General features: G+C 64.2%; 1 protein-coding gene and 1 pseudogene. Both read left to right on the forward strand.

The window, feature by feature from the left end; all coding sequences use genetic code 11:
* Window positions 1-96 (forward strand): annotated as a pseudogene (locus ACZBJS_RS42435) (IS5/IS1182 family transposase); the annotation flags it as partial.
* 57 nt (window positions 97-153) lie between these two features.
* The gene (locus ACZBJS_RS42440; RefSeq protein WP_316397121.1) at window positions 154-1,371 is read left to right on the forward strand and encodes an alpha-hydroxy acid oxidase; all 1,218 of its coding nucleotides are present in this window, start codon (window positions 154-156) and stop codon (window positions 1,369-1,371) included.
* Window positions 1,372-1,633: the final 262 nt, after the last annotated feature.

The following is a 1,633-nucleotide window of genomic DNA, read 5'->3' on the forward strand; positions in this document are numbered from 1 at the left end:
AAGCACTTTCGCGCTATCGCGACCCGCTACGACAAACTCGCCAGAAACTTTCTCGCCGGCATCCACTTGGCCTCAGCTTTCATCTTGCTCAACTGAGGACAGGCTCTAGTCTGGCCTTCCGACCAAGAACCAAGAACAACGGAAACGCTCAACGTGCACGACCGGACCGCAGCCCCCTCTCCGCCTCCCGTAACCGTCAACCGCGCTGCACCCGCCGTACCGCGGCATCTGCGGCGCTATCTCACGCTCGACGATTTCGAGCCGCAGGCGCGCCGGCTGCTGCCGAAATTCCTCTACGGCTACATCTCCGGCGGCGCCGAGACCGATATGGCCCGCACCGACAATCGCCGGGCGTTCGAGGAATACGGCTTCGTGCCGCGGGTGCTGCAGGACGTCTCCGGCCGCGACCAGACCGCGACGCTGTTCGGCAAGACCTACGCCTCGCCGTTCGGCATTCCGCCGATGGGCTCGTCCGCGCTGTGCGCCTATCGCGGCGACATCGTGCTGTCGCGCGCCGCGGCCGCCGCCAACGTTCCGATGATCCTGTCGGCCTCCTCGCTGATCACGCTGGAGGACGTTCGCGCCGCCAATCCTTCGGCCTGGTACCAGGCCTATCTCGCCGGCCTTCCCGAGCGGATCGAGCCGCTGGTCGACCGTGTCGCAGCGGCCGGCTACGACACCTTCGTCGTCACCGCCGACGTGCCGGTGCCGCCCAACCGCGAGAACAATATCCGCAACGGCTTCCAGGTGCCGCTCGAGATCACGCCGCGGGTGTTCTGGGACACCATCACCCATCCCGACTGGCTGCTCAACACCTGGGCGCGCACCGTGTTCAACCACGGCATGCCGCATTTCGAGAACATGGACGCCAAGCAGGGCCCGCCGGTGCTGTCCAAGAATTTGATGCGCAACATCGGCAGCCGCGACCAGCTGGCCTGGAAGCATGTCGAGCTGATCCGCAAGCGCTGGCGCGGCAAGCTCGTGGTGAAGGGACTGATCGCGCCGGAAGACGCCCGGCTGGCGCGCGAGCATGGCTGCGACGGCGTGATGGTCTCCAACCATGGCGGCCGCCAGCTCGACTACACCGTCTCCGGCTTGCGCACGCTGCCGGAGATCGCGGCGCAGAAGGGCAACATGACCGTGATGGTCGATGGCGGCATCCGCCGCGGCACCGACGTGATCAAGGCGCTGGCGCTCGGTGCGGACTTCGTCTGGATCGGCCGGCCGTTCCTCTATGCCGCCGTGGTCGCCGGCGAGGCCGGCGTGGCGCGCGCGATCTCGCTGCTGCATGCCGAGATCGACCGCGACCTCGCGCTGCTCGGCATCCGCAGCCTGAAGGAGATCACTCCGGACCTGGTGCGGAAGTTCTAGAGCGTTTTCGAGCGAAGTGGATACCGGTTCGTGTGAAGAAAACGCGTCACAACAAGAGTCCAAAGCATGATCCGGAAAAGTGCGAAGCGGTTTTCCGAAAAGATCATGCTCAAACAAGGAGCTAAAGCGCGATGATGATTCAACCCAATCCCATCGCGCTTTAGTCTTACTGAGTCAGAAAGCCGCGATCTGGAGGGTTGAGAATCGCATATTAAGGGAGATTCAACGTGGTCGAGGAGGCCGAGATGGATCGCCGAGGGAG

The sequence above is a fragment of the Bradyrhizobium sp. KZN70725 genome, assembly GCF_055264925.1.